Annotated in this window: 13 protein-coding genes; 8 read left to right on the top strand and 5 right to left on the bottom strand. The window is 70.6% G+C overall.

The features are described from left to right. Positions 1 to 87: 87 nt before the first annotated feature. The 3 genes from dmpG to mhpD are packed head-to-tail and all read right to left on the bottom strand — an operon-like array spanning position 88 to position 2,872. Positions 88 to 1,110, bottom strand: a complete 1,023-nt coding sequence (gene dmpG, locus SSP08S_RS23970; RefSeq protein WP_019070179.1) for a 4-hydroxy-2-oxovalerate aldolase — start codon at positions 1,108 to 1,110, stop codon at positions 88 to 90. Continuing rightward, the gene (locus tag SSP08S_RS23975) at positions 1,107 to 2,042 is read right to left on the bottom strand and encodes an acetaldehyde dehydrogenase (acetylating) (protein WP_019070180.1); all 936 of its coding nucleotides are present in this window, start codon (positions 2,040 to 2,042) and stop codon (positions 1,107 to 1,109) included. Before SSP08S_RS23975 ends, dmpG begins: the two co-directional genes overlap by 4 nt. Next, positions 2,039 to 2,872 carry a 2-keto-4-pentenoate hydratase gene (mhpD, locus tag SSP08S_RS23980; protein WP_019070181.1) on the bottom strand — a complete coding sequence of 278 codons (834 nt, stop codon included), beginning with the start codon at positions 2,870 to 2,872 and terminating at the stop codon, positions 2,039 to 2,041. Before mhpD ends, SSP08S_RS23975 begins: the two co-directional genes overlap by 4 nt. Before the next feature lie 105 nt (positions 2,873 to 2,977). Here mhpD and SSP08S_RS23985 point away from each other — a divergent pair, with 105 nt between their 5' ends. Together SSP08S_RS23985 and SSP08S_RS23990 are read left to right on the top strand one after the other, a co-directional pair. Beyond that, the gene (locus tag SSP08S_RS23985; protein ID WP_026178777.1) at positions 2,978 to 3,721 is read left to right on the top strand and encodes an IclR family transcriptional regulator; all 744 of its coding nucleotides are present in this window, start codon (positions 2,978 to 2,980) and stop codon (positions 3,719 to 3,721) included. Between the two features lie 140 nt (positions 3,722 to 3,861). Further along, positions 3,862 to 5,370, top strand: coding sequence for a hypothetical protein (locus tag SSP08S_RS23990; protein WP_019070183.1), 1,509 nt, complete (start codon positions 3,862 to 3,864; stop codon positions 5,368 to 5,370). 15 nt (positions 5,371 to 5,385) lie between these two features. On the opposite strand, the gene SSP08S_RS23995 is transcribed toward SSP08S_RS23990, so the two are convergent. Continuing rightward, entirely contained in the window at positions 5,386 to 6,411 is a 1,026-nt protein-coding gene (locus SSP08S_RS23995; RefSeq protein ID WP_019070184.1) for an Lrp/AsnC family transcriptional regulator, read from the bottom strand. Between the two features lie 112 nt (positions 6,412 to 6,523). On the opposite strand from SSP08S_RS23995, the gene SSP08S_RS24000 reads away from it, so the two are divergent. From SSP08S_RS24000 to SSP08S_RS24010, 3 genes are all read left to right on the top strand, one after another. Next, positions 6,524 to 8,083 (top strand): AbgT family transporter, encoded by a 1,560-nt coding sequence (locus tag SSP08S_RS24000; protein WP_019070185.1) that lies wholly within the window; start codon positions 6,524 to 6,526, stop codon positions 8,081 to 8,083. A gap of 48 nt (positions 8,084 to 8,131) precedes the next feature. Next, complete coding sequence (locus tag SSP08S_RS24005) at positions 8,132 to 9,319, top strand: M20 family metallopeptidase (RefSeq protein ID WP_019070186.1); 1,188 nt, start codon at positions 8,132 to 8,134, stop codon at positions 9,317 to 9,319. 67 nt (positions 9,320 to 9,386) lie between these two features. Further along, positions 9,387 to 10,121 carry a hypothetical protein gene (locus SSP08S_RS24010; protein WP_019070187.1) on the top strand — a complete coding sequence of 245 codons (735 nt, stop codon included), beginning with the start codon at positions 9,387 to 9,389 and terminating at the stop codon, positions 10,119 to 10,121. 101 nt (positions 10,122 to 10,222) lie between these two features. On the opposite strand, the gene SSP08S_RS24015 is transcribed toward SSP08S_RS24010, so the two are convergent. Next, positions 10,223 to 11,440 carry a chitinase gene (locus SSP08S_RS24015; protein ID WP_026178779.1) on the bottom strand — a complete coding sequence of 406 codons (1,218 nt, stop codon included), beginning with the start codon at positions 11,438 to 11,440 and terminating at the stop codon, positions 10,223 to 10,225. Positions 11,441 to 11,675: 235 nt separating this feature from the next. On the opposite strand from SSP08S_RS24015, the gene SSP08S_RS24020 reads away from it, so the two are divergent. The 3 genes from SSP08S_RS24020 to SSP08S_RS24030 all read left to right on the top strand — a co-directional run bounded on the left by SSP08S_RS24020 (position 11,676) and on the right by SSP08S_RS24030 (position 16,671). Beyond that, entirely contained in the window at positions 11,676 to 15,050 is a 3,375-nt protein-coding gene (locus SSP08S_RS24020) for a pyruvate carboxylase (protein ID WP_019070189.1), read from the top strand. A gap of 102 nt (positions 15,051 to 15,152) precedes the next feature. Beyond that, on the top strand, positions 15,153 to 15,752 hold the full coding sequence (locus SSP08S_RS24025) for an isochorismatase family protein (RefSeq protein WP_019070190.1): 600 nt from the start codon (positions 15,153 to 15,155) through the stop codon (positions 15,750 to 15,752). A gap of 10 nt (positions 15,753 to 15,762) precedes the next feature. Then, the gene (locus SSP08S_RS24030; RefSeq protein ID WP_019070191.1) at positions 15,763 to 16,671 is read left to right on the top strand and encodes a GlxA family transcriptional regulator; all 909 of its coding nucleotides are present in this window, start codon (positions 15,763 to 15,765) and stop codon (positions 16,669 to 16,671) included. Positions 16,672 to 16,681: the final 10 nt, after the last annotated feature.

Here is a 16,681-nt window from a genome sequence, read left to right on the forward strand (position 1 = left end):
GCGAAAGGCTTTGGTATATACCAAACAACTCTCCGAGTCCTCCGTCAAGAGGACTAGACCAACTGACTCCCCTCTCCTCCGCCCGGCTCAGGCCGGCTTCGCCGCGCGGGCGACCAGGTCCAGCGCGATGTCCGTGATCATGTCCTCCTGGCCGCCGACCATCGCCCGCCGCCCGGCCTCGACCAGGATGCTGCGCGTGTCCAGTCCGTAGCGGGCGGCGGCCGTCTCGGCGTGGCGCAGGAAGCTGGAGTACACGCCCGCGTACCCGAGGCTGAGGGTCTCGCGGTCCACCCTCACCTCGCGGTCCTGCAGCGGTCGTACGAGATCGTCGGCCGCGTCCATCAGCGGGAACAGGTCGCAGCCGTGCTTCCACCCCATCAGGTCGGCGACCGCCACGAACGCTTCCAGCGGGCAGTTGCCCGCGCCCGCGCCCTGGCCCGCGAGGGAGGCGTCGACGCGGATCGCGCCGCCCTCGACCGCGACGACCGTGTTGGCCACGCCCAGCGCGAGATTGTGGTGGGCGTGGATCCCCAACTCGGTCTCCGGGGCGAGGACTTCGCGGTACGCGCGGAAGCGGTCCCGTACCCCGTCCATCGTCAACCGGCCGCCGGAGTCCGTGACGTACACGCAGTGGGCGCCGTAGGACTCCATCAGCTTGGCCTGGCGGGCGAGTTCGGCCGGCTCGGCCATGTGGGACATCATCAGGAACCCGGCCACGTCCATACCCAACTCCCGCGCGGCGGCGATGTGTTGGGCGGAGATGTCGGCCTCGGTGCAGTGCGTGGCGACCCGTACCGAGCGGATGCCCAGGGCGTGGGCCTGCTTGAGGTCGTGGACGGTTCCGATGCCCGGCAGGAGGAGGGTTGTCGGGACCGCCTGCCGTACGGCGTCGGTGACGGCCTCGATCCACTCCCAGTCGGTGTGCGCGCCGACGCCGTAGTTGATGCTGGAGCCCGACAGTCCGTCGCCGTGGGCGATCTCGATGGCGGCCACTCCGGCCGCGTCCAGGGCGGCCGCGATCGCGCGGGCCTGGTCGACGGTGTAGCGGTGGCGCACGGCGTGCATGCCGTCCCGCAGGGTGACGTCCTGGACGTAGAGGGACGGGGTCACTTGGCTGTCTCCTTGGCAGTGCGGGCGGCCATGCGTTCCGCGGTGCGCAGGGCGGCCGAGGTCATGATGTCGAGGTTTCCGGCGTAGGCGGGGAGGTAGTGGGCGGCACCCTCGACCTCCAGGAACACCGAGACCTTGAGCAGCTCGCCCGCGCCCGGCGCGAGGGTGCGCAGCGGGTCGTCGGCCGCCACCTTGTCGTACTGCACCTGCTGCTTGAGGCGGTAGCCGGGCACGTACGCCTGGACGCGGCCGACCATCTCCTCGACGGACGCGGTGACCGCCTCGGTCGCGCAGTCGGAGACCAGGCAGTGCACGGTGTCCCGCATGATCAGCGGGGGTTCCGCGGGGTTGAGGACGATGATCGCCTTGCCGCGTGCGGCGCCGCCGACCGCCTCGATGGCCTGGGAGGTGGTCTCGGTGAACTCGTCGATGTTCGCGCGGGTGCCGGGGCCGGCGGAGCGGGAGGCGATGGACGCGACGATCTCGCCGTAGTGGACCGGTGACACGGCGCCCACGGCGGCGACGATCGGGATCGTGGCCTGGCCGCCGCAGGTGACCATGTTGACGTTCGGGGCGTCGAGGTGGGCCTCGCCGTTGACCGGCGGGACGACGTACGGGCCGATGGCGGCCGGGGTGAGGTCGACGAGGGCGCGGCCCAGGGGCCGTAGGACCTCTTCGTGGTGGCGGTGGGCGCCTGCCGAGGTGGCGTCGAAGACGAGGTCCACGTCGGCGAACTCGTCCAGTTTGACGAGTCCTTCGACGCCCTCGTGGGTGGTGGCGACCTTGAGGCGGCGGGCGCGGGCCAGGCCGTCGGAGTCCGGGTCGATGCCGGCCAGTGCGGCGATCTCCAGGGTCTCGGAGAGGCGCAGGACCTTGATCAGGAGGTCGGTGCCTATGTTGCCTGAGCCGATGATGGCGACCTTGGTCGTCACTTGCCGTTCCCTTCCGTGGCGAAGCGGACCCGTACCGAGCCCAGGTCCGAGATGTGCGCCTCGAAGGTGTCTCCGGGCGCGGCCGGGGTCATCGGGCCGAGGGCGCCGGTCAGCACGAGGTCGCCCGCGCGCAGCGGGTCGCCCCGCTCGGCGAGGGCCGAGGCCAGCCAGACCGCCGCGGTGAGAGGGCTGCCGAGACAGTCGGCGCCGGTGCCCTCGGAGACGGTCTCGCCGTCCCTGCTCATGGTCATCGTGACCGCGCGCAGGTCCACGGCGGTCAGCGGTACGGGCGTGCCGCCCAGGACGTACAGACCGCAGGAGGCGTTGTCGGCGACGGTGTCGACGAGGGAGATCTCCCAGTTCCGCACCCGGCTGTCGACGATCTCCAGCGCGGGCAGCGCGAAGTCCACCGCGCGCAGCACGTCGACGATCGTGCACTCGGGATGCGGCAGGTCCCGGCCGAGGACCAGCGCGACCTCCGCCTCCACCTTCGGCTGGAGCAGCCGGCCCACGGGCACCTCGCCGCCGTCCGGCACCGCCATGTCGGCGAACAGCGCCCCGAAGTCCGGCCGGTCCACGCCGAGTTGGCGCTGTACGGCGGGCGAGGTTAGGCCGATCTTGCGGCCGACGATACGGCGGCCGGCGTCCAGACCGCGCCGGACGTTCAGCTGCTGCACGGCGTAGGCGGTCTCCAGGCCGCCTACGTCGAGCAGATCGCGTACGGGCGGACAGGCGACCCCGGTACGGGTGGCCTCCGCCAGCACGTCGGCCGCCTTGACCACGGCCGGGGACACGGCGTCCGGACGGGCGCCGTCGGGCACGGTGGGCACGGGTTACCTCCTGGGAGAGCAGTGCGGGTACACCCCTCGGTATAGACAGCATCCCCTCCAAGGGACAATCTTTGTTCCGTGACACGGAACAACGCGGGCGGCAGCATGCTGGAGAAGGCCGCGCTCATCCTCGACTGCTTCAGTCCGAGCGGCGGACCGTACCGCCTGTCGGAACTTTCGGAGCGCACCGGACTGCCCAAGCCCACCGTCCACCGGCTGGCCGCCGACCTCGTCGGGCTGGGCTGGCTGGAGCGCTCGGGGCCGCGCTATCTGCTGGGCGCGAAGCTGTTCGAGCTGGGCTCGCTCGTGCCGCACCGGCGCGATCTGCGCGAGACGGCCCTGCCCTTCCTCCAGGACCTGTTCGAGGCCACCCGCGAGACCATCCACCTCGGCGTCCGCGAGGGCATGGAGGTGGTCTACCTGGAACGCATCCACGGCCACGAGGCCCTGCGACTGCCCTCCCGCATCGGCGGCAGCCTTCCCCTGACCTGCACGGCGGTCGGCAAGGCCCTACTGGCCTTCTCCGGCGCCGAGTTGACGGAGGAGGTGCTGTCCCTACCGTTGCCGAGCCTCACCCCGCACTCGATCACCGATCCGGCCCGGCTGCGCACGGCCCTGGAGAAGATCCAGGTCTCCGGCCTCGCCTACGAGGAGCAGGAGGCGGCCTCGGGCGTGAGCTGCATCGCGGCCCCGGTGTTCGCCGGCGACAATGCGGTCGCCGCCCTCTCGGTCGCCGTACCGCGCACCCGCTTCCGGCCCGCCCAACTCGCCCCGGCGGTACGGACGGCGGCGCTCGGACTGTCCAGGGTGCTCAGGGGCGCAGGTGGCCCACGGTCTCCACTGTCCTAGCGGCGAACCCGACCGTACACTGACAAGTCACGGTAACGGGGGCGTTGTTGAGCGGGGGGAGAACCATGTCCGGGGACCAGTACGGCGGTTATCAGGGATACCAGGGAAATCAGGGGTATCAGGGCTTCGCCGTCCCACCCATGCCCACCTCACCTCCACCCGCGCCGCCGGACCGACTCAGATCCGTCGCGGTCGGCCTCCTCAACCTCAGTGGCCTCGGCCTCGGTTACGCGCTGACGCGCCGCTGGCTGCTGATGGCCGTGTGCTGGGTCGCGACCGTCGTCCTGCTGCTGGTGGCGCTGCCCGCCGACCCTGACGGCGTCTCGGGCCCGCTCGTCGTGCTGTACGTCGTGTTCCTCGTGTTCGCCGCCGTCCACGGCGCGTTGGTCGGTCTGCGCACCCGGCTGGCCTGGCCCGCGGCCGCACCGATCGCCATCGTGCTGGGCCTGGTGCTGCTCGCCGTACCCGCCGGGGGAGTCGTGCTCTACGACAACGCCCGTGACGAGGCGACCCAGCAGATGCTCCTCGACCGGCTGGAGAAGGCCGACCAACTCGTGGCGGACAGCGGGAGGTTGTCGTTCTCCGCGGCCGAGCCCCACTACCGTCAGGCGCTGGCGGTGTACGACAACCTCACCACCGCGCACTCCGGTTCGCGGGCCGCAGGCAAGGTCCCCGACCGGCTGAAGACGTTCTACACGACGGTCGCCGGGGCCTATGCGCAGAAGAACTACTGTGACGCGATACCCCAGTTGAAGTATCTGCGGACCGTCCCCGGCACCATCGGCAAGAAGCAGCTGGGCACTCTGACCACCTGGCCGGACGACCGGCTGGCCACCTCCCTCTACGAATGCGCCTCCGCCTCGCTGGCCACGCAGAGCGCCGACTGGCCGACGAACTTCGGGGATCTGCTGTCCACGTTCCCGCAGTCGTCCCAGGCGGGCCAGGTCGAACCGGCCGTCAAGTCGGCCGTCACCAAGGCGGCGCAGGGCGTAGGCGGCAGCCAACCGTGTGCGGCCGTCGAGCAGTTGAAGAGCCTCTCCTCCCAGATCGGGACCCTGGAGGGCGGACAGGCGGGCGTGGCCGACGAGCTGAGCGCCGACGCATCGCGGGCCGACGGCCAGGCCGGCGCCGGGGCCTATCAGTGCGGTGTCTCGCAGTACAAGTCGGGTGACTTCGACTCGGCGCTCTCCACGATGAACGACTTCGTGAAGAACAACACGCACGACAAGAACCGGGCCCGCGCCAAGAAGATCGCGATCGCCGCCGAGGTGGCCCAGACGGTCCCCGCCGCGGGCAAGAAGCTGCCGACGATGGCGTCCGGCGGCAGCATCTCCGTCACGGTCAAGAACGACAGCCCCGACGACATCACCGTCCTGTATACCGGACCGGTCACCGGCAGCTTCACGCTCAAGGCCTGCGGCAGCTGCACGACGTACTCCCTGTCCACCACCCTGCTGTCCGGGTTCAAGCCGTGCAGCGGCGGCAAGAACTACCCGCAGAAGACGATCAGTCTGCCGACCGGCACCACGTACTTCGTGCACCGGCCGGACAGTTCGACCGCGAGCCCGGCCTCGGACACGGCCAAGCTCAGGTCGGGCTACATCTACACGGAGTGCGCCTACGCCACGGGGTCCTTCGGCACCGGCTGACGCGCGAGGGTCCGCTCAGAGCAGCGCCGGTGCGTGGAAGGTGCCGAGGCCGGTGGTCAGGTCGCGGTCCAGCCAGTAGCGGCGCGGCTCGGCGAGCATGACGGCGACGCTGACGCCGAGCAGGCCGGGGATCCTGGCCAGCTCGTCGTCGACGAAGCGCGCCAGGGCGGAGCGGTCGGTCACCAGGCCGGTGGCGAGCACCGACATGTCGCTGGCCACATGCGCGGCGAGCCGGGTCTGCGGGAGCTGGTCGATGCGGTGCATGACCTCGGGGGTAGCCCCCGGCGCGACCCGCAGGCGCAGGATGAACGCGGTCTGGAAGCCGAGCCACTCCGACACGATCTCCAGGCGCGGCTTGACCCATCCCTCGTCCAGGACCCGGCGGACGACGCGGTGCGCGGTGGAGGTGGCCAGGCCGGTGGCCCGCGAGACGCTCGCGGCGGAAACGCGGCTGTCCCGGAGCAGCTCGGCGATGACACCGCGCTCCGCCTCGCTCAGCGGCTTCGCCGGGGGTGTCGCGGTCGCGGTGCCCTCGGGGCGGGCGCCGGCGAGCTTCAGCAGCTCGGCGCGCTCGGTGTCCGTGAGGAACTGCGGGTCCCAGGTCCGGCCCCGGCGCAGCGTGCTGAGCGCGGGCAGCGCGTTGACGCGGCGGACACCGGGCACGGAGAACATCCGGTCGATCGCCTCGCTGGTCGCCGCCTCCGACGGGGCGTGCACGACGGCGTAGAGCGGGTAGTCGCCCGAGATCTGCGCCAGCAGCTGGAGATGGGGCAGGCCGCGGAGCCGGTGCAGGACGGCCAGGGGGCTCTCGCCGGTGATGTCCAGGAAGACGTGGACCGGCATCGCCGTGGAGTGGATGCCCCAGTCGGCCTGTCCGATCACGCGCACCATGCGGGCCTCGTGCAGGCGGTCGTAGCGCCGTTTGAGCGTGCTGGCGTCGGCGGCCAGGATCTCGCCGATGTCGTCCCAGGTGGCCCGGGGCGCCAGGTGCAGCGCGCCGATGAGGCGCCGGTCGAGCTCGTCGAGGAGAGGACGGGTCATGGGTCTCACTCTAGATGCCGTTTAATCCCACCGTTACATCTAGGGGATGGAGAATCTCTCATTGAGATGCCATCGTTCGCAGGAACATCCCCCCATGTGTGAAGAGGTACCGATGAGTGTCACCTCGGCCCAGCCTCAGCCGCAGTCCACCGAGCCTCGGTCGAGGGCCCTGCGCACCGCGTTCCGGGGCCTGGCGGCGATCGAGAAGATCGGGAACCGACTCCCCAACCCCTTCTGGCTGTTCTGGATCCTCGCGGGCGCCGTCGCCGTGCTCAGCGCCGTCCTGGCGGCGACCGGTCTGAGCGCCGTGCACCCCGGCACGCACGAGACCATCAAGGTGCAGAACCTGCTCAGCAAGGACGGCCTGACCATGGCCGTGGAGGGAGCCGTCGACAACTACGCGGCCTTCCCGCCGCTGGCCACCATCCTCACCGTGATGTTCGGCATCGCCGTCGCCGAGAAGAGCGGACTCTTCTCCGCCCTGCTGCGCCGCATGGTCGCCCGCGTGCCGGGCCGGTACCTCACCTTCGCCCTGTCGATGACGGCCATGGTCAGCCATGTCGCGGGCGACGCCGCCTACGTCACCCTCATCCCGCTCGGCGCCCTGGTCTTCCGCGCGGCCGGCCGCAGCCCCGTCCTCGGCTGTGTCGTCGCCTACGTCTCGATCGCCGCCGGCTACGACGCCTCCCCGTCGCTCACCACCACCGACGTCCTGCTGTCCGGGATCTCCACGGCCGCCGCCCACACCATCGACGCGCACTACGTCGTCACCCCGGTCGCCAACTACTTCTTCGGCCTCGGCTCCTCGATCCTGGTGGCGCTCGTGATCACGCTCGTCGTCGACAAGGTCCTCGCCCGCCGCTCCGACCTGGAACCCGACGAGCCGATCGCCGCGCCCGACGCCGAGGAACTGGCCGCGATCGAGATCACCGAACGGCAGCAACGCGCCCTGCGCGCCACCGGGTTGGTCGCCGTCGGCTTCCTCGCGTTCCTCGCGGCCGCCATGATCCCCGCCTCCTCACCCCTGCGCGGCGAGGGCGGCGGCATCGTCAACTCCCCGCTCATCGGCGGGATGGCGCTCGTCCTGGGCGTGTTCTTCGCCGTGCTCGGCACCGTCTACGGCCGGATGGCCGGCACGTTCACCGCCGCCCGCGACAGCATCGGCGCGATGGTGGACGGCACGCGCTCGATGGCGCCGATCCTCGTCCTGTTCTTCGCGATCGCCCAGTTCCTCGCCTACTTCAAGTGGACGAACATCGGCAACATCCTGGCGATCAAGGGCGCCGAGGCGCTGCGCGACCTGCACCTCCACGGCTGGACGGTGCTCGTCGGCATCGCCGTGCTGATCACCTTCATGAACCTCGTCATCACCAGCGGCTCCGCACTGTGGGCGCTGGCCGCACCCGTCCTCGTGCCCATGCTGATGCTCATCGGCATCGACCCCGAGACCACCCAGGCCGTCTACCGCGTCGCCGACTCGGTCACCAACTGCGTGACCCCGATGAGCCCCTACTTCGTCATGGCCCTGGGCTTCATCCAGCAGTACCGCAAGTCGGCCGGCATCGGCACCCTGGCCTCCTTCACGATCCCCATCGCCGCCGTCGTCTGGGTCGTCTGGGTCGCGTTCTTCGTGGCCTGGTACCTGCTGGGCATCCCGCTCGGCATCGGCTGAACCCCAACTGACCACCGTCACCCGCCGGTTCGGAGAAGAAAGCAGACCATGACCGCCTCACCCGCACCCACCGCCACCCTCACCACCCGCGCCCAGGACGCCTCGTCGCGGATCGTCGACGACATCCTGACCCTCGTCCGCCACGAGACCGGCAGCTACGACCTTCCCGCCCTCGCGACCGGCCTGGATCTGCTGCGCGAGCTGACCGTCGAACGCCTCGGCCGCCCCGACCACGAACAGCGGCACCCGGGCGGAGAGTGCGGCGACACCCTCACTCTGACCTACGCAGGTTCCGATGCCGGCCATGTGGCGCTCATCGGGCACTACGACACCGTGTGGCCGACCGGAACCCTCGCCGGATGGGAGCAGCCCGGGGCGTCCGAGGACGGGCGGGCGAGGCTCAGCGGGCCGGGCATCTTCGACATGAAGACCGGTCTGGCGCAGGGTATTTGGGCCCTGAAGCTGGCCAGGGAGAGCGGAGCGCCCCTGCCGACCGTCACCTTCCTCTTCAACGGCGACGAGGAAATCGGTTCTCTCTCCTCGCGCCCGGTGATCGAGGAGCTCGCGCGGAAGGTGGATGCGACGCTCGTTCTTGAGCCGAGTGCCCACGGCGCGGTGAAGACCGCCCGCAAGGGCACCGGGATCTTCCAGGTCACGGCCACCGGTGTCGAGTCCCACGCGGGGCTCGCACCGCAGGACGGGGCGAGCGCGATCACCGCGCTGTCGGAGTTCGTGGTGGCCGCCGCGGACGTCGCCGCTCCGGAGCGGGGTACCACCATCAACACCGGGCTCATCAAGGGCGGTTCGGCCATCAACGTCGTCGCCGGGCAGGCGACCGCAGGCGTCGACATCCGGGTGAGCAGCGCGGCCGAACAGGACAGGGTGGACGCCGAGTTGGACGCCATCAAGGTCAGCGACCCGCGCGTCCGCATCGACATCGACCACGCCTGGAACCGCCCGCCGATGACCCTCAACGCGGCCTCCGCCCCGCTGCTCGACCTCGCCCGCGAGGTGGCCCGCGAGCAGGGCGGCGCGCCCCTGCGCGACACCGCCGTCGGCGGCGCCAGCGACGCCAACTTCGTCGCCGCGCTCGGGCTGCCGGTGCTGTGCGGCATGGGGGCGGTCGGCGACGGGGCGCATGCGCAGGGGGAGTTCATCTATCCGGACACGGTGCCCGGGCAGACGGCGCTGGTCGCGGGGTTGTTGGGGCGGCTGGCGGAGCCGCTGCGGGGATGACCGCGATCAGCCCATCCAGGGTGGGGCGCGTCATGGAACCGACCCCGGGCCGGGGACAATCGGTGTCATGACGGACGACAGAGACGACCCCGAGAGCCGCCTGGCCAGGATCGAGCGGCTGCTGGAGGACGGCAGGCGCGATGTGGTGCCCGCGTGGCGGCAGGTCACGCGCGGGGAGACGCGGTGGGCCGTGTCGGCAGTGATCCTGGTGGCGGTCGCCGTGCAGCTGATGCTGCCGCACCGGCTCGCCTTCCAGCCGTACTGGCTGCTGCCCACCCTGGAACTCGTCCTCATGGTCGGTCTGTTCATCGCCAATCCGCGGCGGATCGAGCCCGGCACGCGGTGGCTGCGCTGGCCGAGTCTGGTGCTGACGGGGGTCATCAGCCTGGCCAACAGCTGGTCGGCGGCCCGGCTGGTGGTGGGCCTGGTGAGAGGCACAGAGGGGCTGGACGCCGGGCCACTCCTGCTGACCGGCGGCGGCATCTGGCTCACGAACGTCATCGTGTTCGCGCTCTGGTACTGGGAATGGGACCGGGGCGGACCCATGGCGCGGGTCATGGGCAGCCATCCCTACGCCGACTTCCTCTTCGTCCAGATGCAGAGCCCGGAGACCGCGCCGAAGGACTGGGAACCGGCGTTCCTGGACTACCTGTACCTGTCCTTCACCAACTCCACGGCCTTCAGCCCGACCGACGTGATGCCGCTCTCGCGCTGGGCCAAGATGCTGATGATGGGCCAGTCCTCGGTCTCCGTGTCGATCGTCGTCCTGGTGGTCGCGCGGGCGGTCAACATCCTTCGCTAGCAACGGACTTCGGGCAGCGGGACATCGGACAGCGACGTCGAGTACGCCCTTCCCAAGGCCTACTCGACGTCGCAGCCCATCTCCCTGCTGATCCCGCCGGATCAGCAGGCGCCCTCGTCCTGCCAGGGGCCCCACTGGGAGGCACCGGGCACCTCGTTCTGGGTCCACCACTTGGCGACCCAGTTGTGGTTGCCGTACGACACCTCGTTGCCCTGGGTGTAGACCGCGGTGGAACTCCACGCCGTCTTGCACGTGCCGGGGGTCGGCGTGGGCGTCGGGGTCGGTGTCGTGGTCGGCGGGGTCACGCCCGCGAACTGGACCGAGTACTTGGCGAAGTCCCACGCGTTCTGCGCCACGCTGGAGCAGGTCCCGGACGTGGTGCCGCCGTTGTCGACCGGGCTGCACTGGCGGTCGCGGTTGAGGGACCAGAACGTGAAGCGGTCCATGTTGTGGCTGGTGGCGTAGTTCAGGACCGTCTGGAAGTCGGCCTGGGTGAAGTACTCGCCGGTGTCGCTGCGCCCGTTCATGCCCGAGAAGCCCTCGTGGGCGTACGCGGTCGCCGAGTCCCAGCCGAACGTGGACTGCAGGATGGAGTTGAAGTTGGTGAGCGCGCTGGTCTGCGAGGCCGCGCCGTTGAAGCCGCCGTCGAACGGCATGATGGAGAAGTTGTTCGGGGTGAACCCCTGCGACTTCGCCTCCAGCAGCATCTGCTTGCCGAACCAGCCGGTGCCGTCCGCCGTACCGGCCGTGGTGACGGAGACGTACAGGCCCGCGTTGTTCTGCTGGAGGATCTTGGCCGCGCCGATCTCGTTGTGGATGGCCGCGGTGTTCTCGTACTCCGGCTCCTCCAGGTCGAAGTCGATCGCGTGCAGGCCGTACTTGGTGATGACCTGCTGGTAGGCCGCGGCCGTCGAGGCCGGGTCCGAGCAGGCCTGGCCGAGCTTGGTGCCGCCGTAGCCGCCGATGGAGACGGAGACGTCGCCGCCCTTGGCGCGGATCGTGTTGATGACCGACTGGACGGCGGTGTCCGAGGAGACCGGTGAGGTGCCTCCCCAAGTGGGGGTGCAGCCACCGCCGTTGGGGGCGAGGACGAAGGCGAGCTGGAAGGCCTTGAGGCCGGTGGCGTCCATGATGGTGCCGGCGTCGGGCGGGTTGTTGTCCGTCGGCATCAGGTAGGGCGCCGCGGCGTACCAGCGGTTGCTCAGTGCGGTGGCCGCGTTGGTCGCGCCCTGGGCGTTGGTCGCGATGAGAGCGGTCGTGCCCGCGGCGGCGAGCGTCACGGCGGCTGCCGCGCCGAGACATGCGCGAAGACGTGTCACGTTGTGCCTCCGGTGGGAGTGGGGGAGGCGCCCAGCTTCTGGCTGTGTCGCGGCCACGTCAATGGATTGGACTGGACCAAATCCCACTTTGGACTAGACCATGCGATTTCTTTACCGTCGGCCCGTTGAAGCGCGTCGCGCGACACGTTTGCGACTAGTGTCCCGGCTCACATGGCGTTATAGGGGTGACGCCGACACCATGGTGCACGTCACCGGCAGGCTGAAGGGATCCGGAATGTTCCGCAAGGTGCTGGTCGCCAACCGTGGAGAGATCGCGATCAGGGCGTTCCGCGCCGGCTATGAGCTGGGCGCGCGAACGGTCGCGGTCTTCCCCCACGAGGACCGCAATTCGCTGCACCGGCTCAAGGCCGACGAGGCCTACGAGATCGGCCAGCCCGGACATCCGGTCCGCGCCTATCTCTCGGTCGACGAGATCGTCCGCGCGGCACGGCGCGCGGGAGCGGACGCGGTCTACCCGGGCTACGGGTTCCTCTCCGAGAACCCCGAACTCGCCCGCGCCTGCGAGGAGGCGGGCATCACCTTCGTCGGCCCCAGCGCCCATATCCTGGAGCTGACCGGCAACAAGGCCACCGCCGTCGCCGCCGCCCGCGCGGCCGGCGTACCCGTGCTCGGCTCCTCGGCCCCCTCCACCGACGTCGACGAACTGGTGCGCGCCGCCGAGGAGATCGGCTTCCCGGTCTTCGTGAAGGCCGTCGCCGGTGGCGGCGGGCGCGGCATGCGCCGCGTCGAGGACCCCGCCACCCTGCGCGAGTCCATCGAGGCCGCCGCCCGCGAGGCCATGTCCGCGTTCGGCGACGCCACGGTGTTCCTGGAGAAGGCCGTCGTCGACCCCCGCCACATCGAGGTGCAGATCCTCGCCGACGGCGAGGGCAACGTCATCCACCTCTTCGAGCGCGACTGCTCGTTGCAACGCCGCCACCAGAAGGTCGTCGAACTGGCCCCCGCGCCCAACCTCGACCCCGAACTGCGCGACCGCATCTGCGCCGACGCCGTCCGCTTCGCCCGCGAGATCGGCTACCGCAACGCGGGCACCGTCGAGTTCCTCCTCGACCCGCACGGCAACCACGTCTTCATCGAGATGAACCCGCGCATCCAGGTCGAGCACACGGTGACCGAGGAGGTCACCGATGTCGACCTCGTCCAGGCGCAGTTGCGCATCGCCTCAGGTGAGACCCTCGCCGACCTCGGCCTCTCGCAGGAGACCGTCACCCTGCACGGCGCCGCCCTCCAGTGCCGTATCACCACCGAGGACCCCGCCAACGGCTTCCGCCCCGACACCGGCCGGATCAGCGCCTACCGCTCGCCCGGCGGCTCCGGTATCCGGCTCGACGGCGGAACCACCCACGCCGGTACGGAGATCAGCGCGCACTTCGACTCCATGCTGGTCAAACTCACCTGCCGGGGACGGGACTTCACCACCGCCGTCAACCGCGCCCGGCGCGCGGTAGCCGAGTTCCGTATTCGCGGTGTGGCCACCAACATCCCCTTCCTGCAAGCGGTGCTGGACGACCCCGACTTCCAGGCCGGACGCATCACCACGTCCTTCATCGAGCAGCGCCCGCAACTGCTGACGGCCCGTCAGTCTGCCGACCGCGGCACCAAGCTGCTCACCTACCTCGCCGACGTCACGGTCAACAAGCCGCACGGCGAACGCCCCGACCTGATCGACCCCACCACCAAGCTGCCGCCCGTCCCCGCCACCGAACCCCCGGCCGGATCACGGCAGTTGCTCGCCGAACTCGGCCCCGAGGGCTTCGCCCGCCACCTCCGCGAATCACCGACGATCGGCGTCACCGACACCACCTTCCGCGACGCCCACCAGTCGCTCCTCGCGACCCGCGTCCGCACCAAGGACCTCCTCGCGGTCGCCCCGGTCGTCGCCCACACCGTGCCCCAACTCCTCTCCTTGGAGTGCTGGGGCGGCGCCACCTACGACGTGGCGCTGCGCTTCCTTGCCGAGGACCCCTGGGACCGGCTGGCCGCCCTGCGCGAGGCCGTGCCCAACATCTGCCTCCAGATGCTGCTGCGCGGGCGCAACACCGTGGGCTACACGCCGTATCCGACCCAGGTCACCGACGCCTTCGTCCAGGAGGCCGCCGCCACCGGCATCGACATCTTCCGCATCTTCGACGCGCTGAACGACGTAGGCCAGATGCGCCCGGCCATCGACGCCGTACGCGCCACCGGAACGTCGATCGCCGAGGTCGCCCTCTGCTACACCTCCGACCTGTCCGACCCCAACGAGCGCCTGTACACGCTCGATTACTACCTCCGCCTCGCGGAGCAGATCGTCGAGGCGGGCGCCCACGTCCTCGCGGTGAAGGACATGGCGGGCCTGCTGCGCGCGCCCGCCGCCGCGACCCTCGTCTCCGCGCTGCGCCGCGAGTTCGGCCTGCCGGTGCACCTGCACACCCACGACACGGCGGGCGGCCAGCTCGCCACCTACCTCGCCGCGATCCAGGCCGGCGCGGACGCCGTCGACGGCGCGGTGGCCTCCATGGCGGGAACGACCTCGCAGCCGTCCCTGTCCGCGATCGTCGCCGCGACCGACTACTCCGACCGCCCAACAGGCCTCGATCTCCAGGCCATTGGCGACCTGGAGCCGTACTGGGAGAGTGTCCGCAGGATCTACGCCCCCTTCGAGGCGGGCCTCGCCTCACCCACCGGGCGCGTCTACCATCACGAGATCCCCGGTGGCCAGCTCTCCAACCTGCGCACCCAGGCCATCGCGCTCGGCCTCGGCGACCGCTTCGAGGACATCGAGGCGATGTACGCCGCCGCCGACCGCATCCTCGGCCACCTGGTGAAGGTCACCCCGTCGTCGAAGGTCGTCGGCGACCTCGCCCTGCACCTGGTCGGCGCCGGCGTCAGCCCCGCCGACTTCGAGGCGTCCCCCGACCGCTACGACATCCCCGACTCCGTGATCGGCTTCCTGCGCGGCGAGTTGGGCACCCCGCCCGGCGGCTGGCCCGAGCCGTTCCGCACCAAGGCACTCCAGGGCCGCGCCGCCCCCAAGCCCGTACAGGAACTCTCCCCGGAGGACCGCACGGCCCTCGACAAGGACCGCCGCGCCACCCTCAACCGCCTGCTGTTCCCCGGCCCCACGCGGGAGTTCGAGACGCACCGCCAGACCTACGGCGACACCAGCGTCCTCGACAGCAAGGACTTCTTCTACGGCATCCGGCCCGGCAAGGAGTACACGGTCGACCTGGAACCGGGCGTCCGGCTCCTCATCGAGCTGGAGGCCGTCGGCGAGGCCGACGAGCGCGGGATGCGCACCGTGATGTCCGCGCTCAACGGCCAGCTCCGTCCGATCCAGGTCCGCGACTCCGCCGCGGCCTCCGACATCCCCGTCACCGAGAAGGCCGACCGCGCCAACACCGGCCATGTGGCAGCCCCGTTCGCGGGCGTCGTCACCCTCGCGGTGGAGGAGGGCGACGAGGTGGAGGCCGGGGTCACCGTCGCCACCATCGAGGCCATGAAGATGGAGGCGGCGATCACCGCGCCCAAGTCCGGCCGGGTCTCCCGCCTCGCCATCAACCGCATCCAGCAGGTGGAGGGCGGCGACCTGCTCGTCGAGCTGAGGTAGGTACACGGCGGCGACAGGTTGCCCCACCGGTGACCGGATCGGTCCGGTCCCGGACCCGATGCGGCCTGTCGCCGCCCCACCCGCACGGCGCAGTCTTGGGACATGAACCGAGCACTGATCGTCATCGACGTCCAGGAATCCTTCCGCGCCCGCCCCCTGTGGGAGACCATCTCCGACCCGAAGATCGCCGAGCAGGCCGACCGCCTGGTGCAGCTGGCCCGGCGGGCGGGCGACCTGGTCGTATGGGTGCTGCACTCCGAGCCCGGCAGTGGCGACGTCTTCGACCCGGCCCTCGGCCACGTCCGCCTCATCGAAGGACTGGAGCGCGCGGAGGGCGAACCGCTCCTCCACAAGACCTCGCACAACGCCTTCACCACCACCAACCTGCAGCAGATCCTCACCGAGCAGGGCGTCCGCGAGCTCACCATCTGCGGTATCCGCACCGAACAGTGCGTCGAGACCACCACCCGGGTCGCGAGCGACTTCGGCTACCAGGTCACCTTCGTCACCGACGCGACGGCCACCAACCCCATCGCGCACCGCGACGCCCCCGCCGACCAGACCGTCGCCGAACTCCTGGCCGACCCCCGCACCCTCCCCGCCGACGAGATCATTCGCCGCACCGAGTACGCCCTCGCCGGCCGGTTCGCCACCATCGCGACGGTCGCCGAACTGGAAGCCGCCGCGGCCGATCAGGCATGATGACCGGATCGTGAGCCACGTCGTCTTCTTCCTGGTACCCGGAGTCCATCTGCTGGACCTGGCCGGCCCCGCGCAGGTCTTCTCCACGGCGGCCGACTTCGGGCACCCCTACACGCTCTCCTACGTCGCCGAGCAACCCGAGGTCACCAGTGCCCAGGGGCTGCCGCTGACGGCCGGGCTCGACTGGCCCGAGCTCGGCCGCGAGGACCTGATCGTGGTGCCCGGCTGGCGTTCGCTCCGGCTCGCCCAGGGGCCCGCCATCGGGCCCACGCCCCTGCGGGTCCTACGGGAGCACCACGCCCGCGGCGGAACGGTGGCCAGCGTCTGCGCCGGAGCCGACGCGCTCGGCCGGGCCGGACTTCTCGACGGCCGCCACTGCACCACCCACCACGACGTGCAGGAAGAACTCGCGCTGCGCCACCCCAGGGCGACCGTCGTCCGGGACGTCCTCTTCACCACCGACGACCGGGTCATCACCTCGGCGGGCATCGCCAGCGGCATCGACCTCGCCCTGCACATCGTCGCCACCCGGCACGGCCCCGCCGTGGCCGCCCAGATCGCCCGGGACATGGTCGTCTACGCCCGCCGCAACGGCCACGAACCGCAGTCCAGCGCGATGCTCCGGCACCGCTCCCACCTGGACGACACCGTGCACCGCGCCCAGGACCTCATCGACACCCGCTTCGACGAGGCGCTGCCCCTGCCCGCCCTCGCCTCGGCCGTCGGCGTCAGCGAACGCACCCTCACCCGCCTCTTCACCCGGGCCACCGGACTCACCCCGCTGCGCTACCAGCAGACCCTCCGCCTCGAACGCGCCGAGCACCTCATCAGCCACGGCACCACGATCGACGCCGCCGCCCGCTCGGTCGGCTTCGAGGACCCACGCATGCTGCGCCGACTGCGGGCTCGCGGCCAGTAGTCCGGCTGAC

Source organism: Streptomyces hokutonensis (assembly GCF_000376565.1).
GTDB classification, from domain to species: domain Bacteria; phylum Actinomycetota; class Actinomycetes; order Streptomycetales; family Streptomycetaceae; genus Streptomyces; species Streptomyces hokutonensis.